General features: G+C 38.9%; 5 protein-coding genes. All 5 read right to left on the bottom strand.

Annotation, left to right across the window (positions count from 1 at the left end; genetic code table 11):
* Positions 1 to 94: 94 nt before the first annotated feature.
* On the bottom strand, positions 95 to 1,522 hold the full coding sequence (gene gatB / locus ACQKIM_RS22775; protein WP_427548388.1) for an Asp-tRNA(Asn)/Glu-tRNA(Gln) amidotransferase subunit GatB: 1,428 nt from the start codon (positions 1,520 to 1,522) through the stop codon (positions 95 to 97).
* 1 nt (position 1,523) lies between these two features.
* The gene (gene gatA, locus ACQKIM_RS22770; protein ID WP_427548386.1) at positions 1,524 to 2,987 is read right to left on the bottom strand and encodes an Asp-tRNA(Asn)/Glu-tRNA(Gln) amidotransferase subunit GatA; all 1,464 of its coding nucleotides are present in this window, start codon (positions 2,985 to 2,987) and stop codon (positions 1,524 to 1,526) included.
* Between the two features lie 24 nt (positions 2,988 to 3,011).
* The gene (gene gatC, locus ACQKIM_RS22765; protein WP_054772107.1) at positions 3,012 to 3,299 is read right to left on the bottom strand and encodes an Asp-tRNA(Asn)/Glu-tRNA(Gln) amidotransferase subunit GatC; all 288 of its coding nucleotides are present in this window, start codon (positions 3,297 to 3,299) and stop codon (positions 3,012 to 3,014) included.
* Between the two features lie 262 nt (positions 3,300 to 3,561).
* Positions 3,562 to 4,695: a CamS family sex pheromone protein gene (locus tag ACQKIM_RS22760; protein WP_427548384.1), complete on the bottom strand. Its 1,134-nt coding sequence runs from the start codon at positions 4,693 to 4,695 to the stop codon at positions 3,562 to 3,564.
* Positions 4,696 to 4,846: 151 nt separating this feature from the next.
* Positions 4,847 to 6,850: an NAD-dependent DNA ligase LigA gene (gene ligA / locus ACQKIM_RS22755; RefSeq protein ID WP_427548383.1), complete on the bottom strand. Its 2,004-nt coding sequence runs from the start codon at positions 6,848 to 6,850 to the stop codon at positions 4,847 to 4,849.
* Between the last annotated feature and the right edge of the window lie 13 nt (positions 6,851 to 6,863).

The following is a 6,863-nucleotide window of genomic DNA, read 5'->3' as shown; positions in this document are numbered from 1 at the left end:
TCTGGAAAAACATAAAAGATAGAGAAATCCGACTTTGAATTCATTCAAAGTCGGATTTCTCACGAATTGAAGCTAGTTATGTCCCAGCCTCTTTTTAACGCTTTGCAATTTCTTGTTGTAATAATTTATTGACCATTGGAGGGTTTGCTTGACCTTTTGTAGCCTTCATAATTTGACCTACTAAGAAGCCGATAGCACGATCCTTACCATTTTTAAAGTCTTCGATTGATTGTGCATTATTGTCTAGAACCTCTGTAACAATCGCAAGTAATGCACCTTCATCTGAAATTTGAACTAAACCTTTTGCTTTAACGATATCTTGTGCTGAGCCGCCATTTTCTACTAATTCAGCAAATACCTTTTTACCGATTTTAGAAGAAATTGTACCATCCGTGATTAATTTCACCATTTCAGCAAGATTTTCTGGCGTTAATGCAGTATCTTTAAGATCTTTTTGTTCTGCATTTAAGTAGGCAGAAACATCACCCATAAGCCAGTTTGCAGAAAGCTTGGCATCCGCGTCTTTAGCTACCATAGCCTCGAAGAAGTCTGAGATTTCTTTTGAAATAACAAGAACACCTGCATCATATGGTGTTAAGCCTAGTTCCTCAACATAGCGTTTTTTACGAGCATCTGGAAGTTCAGGAATTTCTGATTTTACACGCTCTAACCATTCATCATCGATTGATAGACGTACTAAGTCAGGCTCTGGGAAGTAGCGGTAATCATCAGTTCCTTCTTTAACACGCATAAGGATAGTTTTACCTGTTTTTTCATCGAAGCGGCGAGTTTCTTGCTCAATTACCCCACCTGAAAGAAGAACATCAGCTTGACGTAATTCCTCATGCTCTAGACCACGACGAACATAGTTAAAGGAGTTCAGGTTTTTAAGCTCTGTTTTTGTACCAAATTCTTCTTGACCATATGGGCGGATTGAGATGTTGGCATCACAACGTAAAGATCCCTCTTCCATTTTACAGTCTGAAACATCTGCATATTGGATGATTGATTTTATTTTTTCAAGATACGCATACGCTTCGTTTGGTGTGCGAATATCTGGCTCAGAAACGATTTCTACAAGTGGTGTACCTTGACGGTTAAAGTCAACTAAAGAGTGGTCACCAGCATGAGAAAGCTTACCAGCATCTTCTTCCATATGAAGACGTGTAATACCGATACGTTTTGTATAGCCATCTACTTCAATATCGATCCACCCATTTTTACCGATTGGTTTATCGAATTGAGAAATTTGATAAGCTTTCGGATTGTCAGGATAGAAGTAGTTTTTACGGTCAAATTTTGTTTCTTGTTCGATTTCCATATTCAGTGCAAGTGCAGCACGCATAGCGAAATCTACAACATTTTTATTTAGCACTGGCAGAACACCAGGGTATCCTAAGTCAATAACTGTTGTATTTGTATTTGGTTCAGCACCAAAATGAGCTGGTGCTGGTGAGAAGATTTTTGAGTTCGTTTTCAACTCAACGTGTACTTCTAAACCAATGACTGTTTCAAAGTTCATGTTATTTTCCCTCCCAAATTTGAGGAACTTGTTTATGGAACTCTGTTGCTTGTTCAAAAGCATGAGCTACACGGTAAATCGTTGCTTCGTCAAAGTATTTACCAATAATTTGTAAGCCTAATGGTAATCCATTCTCCAAGCCGCATGGGATGGAAATGGCTGGTACACCAGCTAGATTGATTGGAATCGTTAAAATATCGTTTGCATACATTGTCATTGGATCATCCACGTTTTCACCAATTTTGAATGCTGGTGTTGGCGCAGTTGGTCCAATGATTACGTCAAAGTCTTCGAATACTTTGTCATAGTCTGCTTTGATTAGTGTACGGGCTTGTTGTGCTTTTTTGTAGTAAGCATCGTACGTACCTGCACTTAGTGAGTAAGTACCAAGCATAATGCGACGTTTTACTTCATCACCAAAGCCTTGTGCACGTGTTTCTTTATAAAGGTCCATTAAATTTGTAACGTTTTCTGCGCGGAAACCATAGCGGATACCGTCGAAACGAGAAAGGTTCGAGGACGCTTCAGAAGAAGATAGGATATAGTAAGCAGAAAGTGCATATTTGGAGTGAGGAAGTGAGACTTCTTCTACTGTAGCACCTAAGCCTTTTAATACTTCTAACGCATCAAGCACTGATTGACGTGCTGCTTCACCAACACCTTCACCAAAGAATTCTTTTGGTACAGCGATACGTAAGCCTTTTACATCACCAGTTAGAGCTGCTACATAGTTTGGTACTTCTACGTTTGCAGACGTTGAATCATTAGGATCTAAACCTGCAATTGCCTCAAGTAAAAGAGCATTGTCTTCAACATTACGTGTAATTGGTCCGATTTGATCTAAAGAAGATGCAAATGCTACTAGTCCAAAACGAGATACACGACCATATGTAGGCTTCATCCCAACCACACCGCAATAAGCTGCTGGTTGGCGGATAGAACCACCCGTATCAGAACCAAGTGAGAATGGTACTTCCCCTGCTGCTACTGCTGCGGCAGATGCACCTGAAGAACCACCTGGTACGTGGTTTAAGTTCCAAGGATTTTTTGTTGTTTTATAGTAGGAGTTTTCATTGGAAGACCCCATTGCGAACTCATCCATATTTAGTTTACCGATCGTTACCATTCCGGCATCACGTAGCTTTTTCACTACAGTTGCATCATATATTGGCATAAAGCCTTCTAGAATTTTAGAAGCACAAGTTGTTTCTAAGCCTTCTGTTACGATGTTGTCTTTTACACCGATGGGAAGACCAAACAGTGGTCCACGCTCTTCAAATGGCACTTTGTCCATTTCAGCTGCTTGTGCAGTTGCTTTCTCTTCATTTGAAGCAAGGAAAGCTTGTACATTGCCATCAAGCTTGGCAATACGTTCGTATGCTTCTTTTGTTAAATCAGCGATAGTTAAGTTACCCGCTTTTAAGTCAGCTTGTAGCTCCTTTGCTGAACGTTCAAATAACGTCATGAGGAATCCTCCTATTTTTTAGTATTACATGATAGCTGGTACTTTTACTTGACCATCTTCTTGTTCCTTTACGTTTAACATCATTACTTCACGGTCTAAGCCTTTTGTTGCCACATCTTCACGCATAACGTTTACTAATGGTAGGACGTGAGTTGTTGGTTCAACATTCGTTGTATCTAGCTCGTTTAATTGCTCTGCGAAGTCTGTAATTTTACCAAGCTGTTCAGCAAACTTTTCAGCTTCCTCTTCTGATATAGCAAGACGTGCTAAATTTGCAACGTGCTTAACTTCCTCTTTTGTTAATTTTGCCATTTTTTACACCTCCGAATACACATTCAAATCATTGTTTTTCTTGATAACAATAGGGTTGAATAAAGTTAACCATGCAAATAATCATAACATTTTTCCTATTAAAAATCACAACTTTCACCAAAAATATAGAAACTTTCACTACTGTGGCAGAGTGTTGTCTCTTTATAGGTGTATCCATTTCTTCGTTATTTCTATCCTTCTTTTTCTAGCTTTTCTTTGGATGGCTACATAAAAATATAGCCAGCCCAGAGCTGACTATAGTTTATTCATAGATATGCACATAAGGTTCTTTATCATTCGTTTTCTTAATAATTAACGCCTCTGGACCGTTTATCGAAGTAATACTTACTTCAACATTGATATTATCGAAATGATTAATAAGAACACCAGTTAGATATTGGGTAAAACCAATAATTTCTGCTTGACCGAAGAATTGAATGGGTACTTCTATTTTTAGCTTTTGTATTTCTTTATTTTGATAGAAGCCTGTTCCTATCACACTCGTATAGTTAGAAAAATATTTATCGATATCCAATTTGAATTTCTTAAACTTATTGCTATCCTCTCGATAAACATCCTTCGATTCATCTGTTGGGAATAGAACATATTCTTCATCAATCGCTTGCCAATCCGCTACATCGTTTTGTCCAGATTTTGCAACACCATAGCTAAAATACGTTCCTGGAATAATATCATTGTTAGCTTTCTGTTTAAATAAGCCTATTACAATAGGGACATCTTTCAATTCTTCACGAGCTCTTAGACGAGACACAATTTCTGTAGCCATTTTCTTGCCTTGTGCAACAAGTGCTGACTCTGGTATTGGTTCCTCATAATACTCCCCATATTTTACTTTTTGATAATAGTAAATAGAGTTTAAGGAAAGTCCTATCGAAATACCGCCTAATTTCACTTTATTATCTTTTGTCTTCGTTAAATAATTCTGCTCAACAATATGTGATAAATATATAGGTGCCTTCTTTGCACGCTCCTCTGGTGGCATAGATTCCGTTGAAGGAGGATTTAAACCATCCTTGACTTGGGAACTACGCTTTAGCCAATCGGTCACTGTACTTTTAGCTAAATACTGACCTTCCTGGAAGAAAAAATTCTCTGTGTCAAACTCCTTTTGAGAAAGACGCATCAAGCCTGTTTCTACTTCCTTCATATCATATTTTGTATAAATATTTGAAACTACCAATCCCCTGCTAGCACTTTCCTTGTAAGGAGTTAACGCACTATAATAGGATTCATCTATCTTAAAGCTTGGAATAACGGTTGTTTCCGCTTTTTCCTGTTGTGTCTCCTGTGTAAGCTCTGTCTCCTTCTTAGTAGGCACACAGCCAACTAGCATTGTAGCAGCGATAATTGCTGGAATGAGTCGAAGTGACTTCATTATTTTAATACTCCTTTACTGATATTCAATTTCTACTTGATGAATCTGTTCTTATGTAAACAGAAAGCTGGCATCTGCTATTAAAATGCCTTGGCTTTCTGTCAAATCTGTTAGGACAATTCATCAAGTACTACGATAATCATCTAAATTGTTAAACGAGGTTAAGTTGTTCTATCAGGCTGTCCTCATTCCAAACTTCAATACCTAATTGCTCGGCTTTTGTTAGTTTAGAACCGGCATCTGCTCCTGCAATGACAAGATCTGTTTTTTTGCTGACACTGCCTGTAACAATACCACCCAACTCTTCTATTTTCGCCTTTGCTTCGTTACGTGTCAATTGCTCAAGTTTACCAGTTAAGACAATTGTTTTACCTGCAAAAGGATTATCTCCTACAGTTACCTCTACCCTTTTACCTTTATATATCATATTGACGCCTGCTTCTGCTAGACGACCAATCACTGCACATGCATCCTCATTTGAAAAATACTCAACAAGCGAAGAGGCCATTTTATCGCCAATCTCATAAATTTCAACTAGCTGCTCCTCTGTTGCTGCCATTACTGCCTCCATCGTTCCATATGTTTCAGAAACTATTTTTGCAGCCTTTTCACCAACATGCCGTATCCCTAGTCCGATTAATAAGCGCTCCATTGAATTTTCCTTTGAGGCCTGGATAGCATGTACTAAATTTGTCGCTGATTTTTCACCCATACGCTCAAGCTCAACAAGTTGCTCAACAGTTAAATGATATAGATCAGATACATCGTGAATTAAATCTGCACGCAACAATTGCTCAACGACTTTATCACCAAGACCATCAATATTCATCGCATTTCGTGATACAAAGTATTTAATACTTTCAGCAATTTGTGCAAAACATGCAGGATTTACACAACGTAATGCTACTTCACCCTCTATGCGAATCAATTCACTATCACAGACAGGGCAATTTTTAGGCATTTCGTAAGGCACTGTATCCTCAGGTCGTTGCTCCAGCAGCACTCCCACAACTTGCGGTATAATGTCACCTGCTTTTCGGATAATGACTGTATCGCCTATACGAATATCCTTTTCACGGATTAAATCTTCATTGTGCAATGATGCACGTTGAACTGTCGTACCCGCCACTTGAACAGGCGTTAAAATGGCAGTTGGCGTCACAACACCTGTACGACCAACTGTTAAATCAATATCAAGTAATGTTGTTACTACTTCCTCAGCAGGGAATTTATAGGCGATTGCCCAGCGTGGACTCTTTGCTGTATACCCTAATTCATCCTGCTGAGCAAAACGGTCCACCTTAATAACAATGCCGTCAATTTCATAAGCTAAATTCGAACGATTTTCTGTCCATTTATCGATAAAGGCTAATACCTCCTCAATCGTTGAACAGCGTTGACGTTCCTTATTGGAAGGGAATCCTAACCCCTCTAAATAATCAAGCATCTCTGCATGACCATCGATGCCATATACTTCACCATCGCCGCCAATAGCATAGATGAATGTTGCTAATTGACGACTTGCAGCGATTTTAGGATCTAGCTGACGTAAAGAGCCAGCAGCCGCATTTCGAGGATTAGCAAATAGCTCCTCTCCATTGTCAACACGCTGAGTGTTTAATGCTTCAAAGGATTTCTTAGGCATATACGCCTCACCACGAACCTCTATCGTGATTGGTTCCTTTAAACGCAATGGTATCGCGCGAATCGTTTTTAAATTCGCAGTAATATCTTCTCCTACAACACCATCTCCTCGCGTTGCACCTTGTACAAAAACACCATTTTCATATTTTAAGGAAATGGCAAGACCATCGATTTTCAACTCGCAAACATAGGAAAAATGATCACCAATTGCTTGACGTACTTTTCGGTCAAACTCACGTAAATCGACTTCATTAAAAGCATTAGAAAGACTTAGCATAGGAAAATCATGCGTCACCTTTTTAAAACCGTCTACCACTGCTCCGCCAACTCGCTGGGTTGGTGAATCTGGGAAAATTAATGACGGGTTTGCTTCCTCTAGTGCAATAAGCTCATGTAATAATTGATCATAGACACTATCTGCTACGACAGGTTGATCCAACACATAGTAGGCATGACCATATTCATGCAATAATTTATTTAGTTCCGCAATGCGTTGTTCGATTTCGTTCATTTTAGTTCCTCCG

It is taken from the genome of Lysinibacillus sp. NPDC047702, assembly GCF_050272555.1.
Classification (GTDB): Bacteria; Bacillota; Bacilli; order Bacillales_A; family Planococcaceae; genus Lysinibacillus.
The sequence above is the reverse complement of the archived record's forward strand: the minus strand, read 5'-3'. Positions and strand labels throughout refer to the sequence as shown.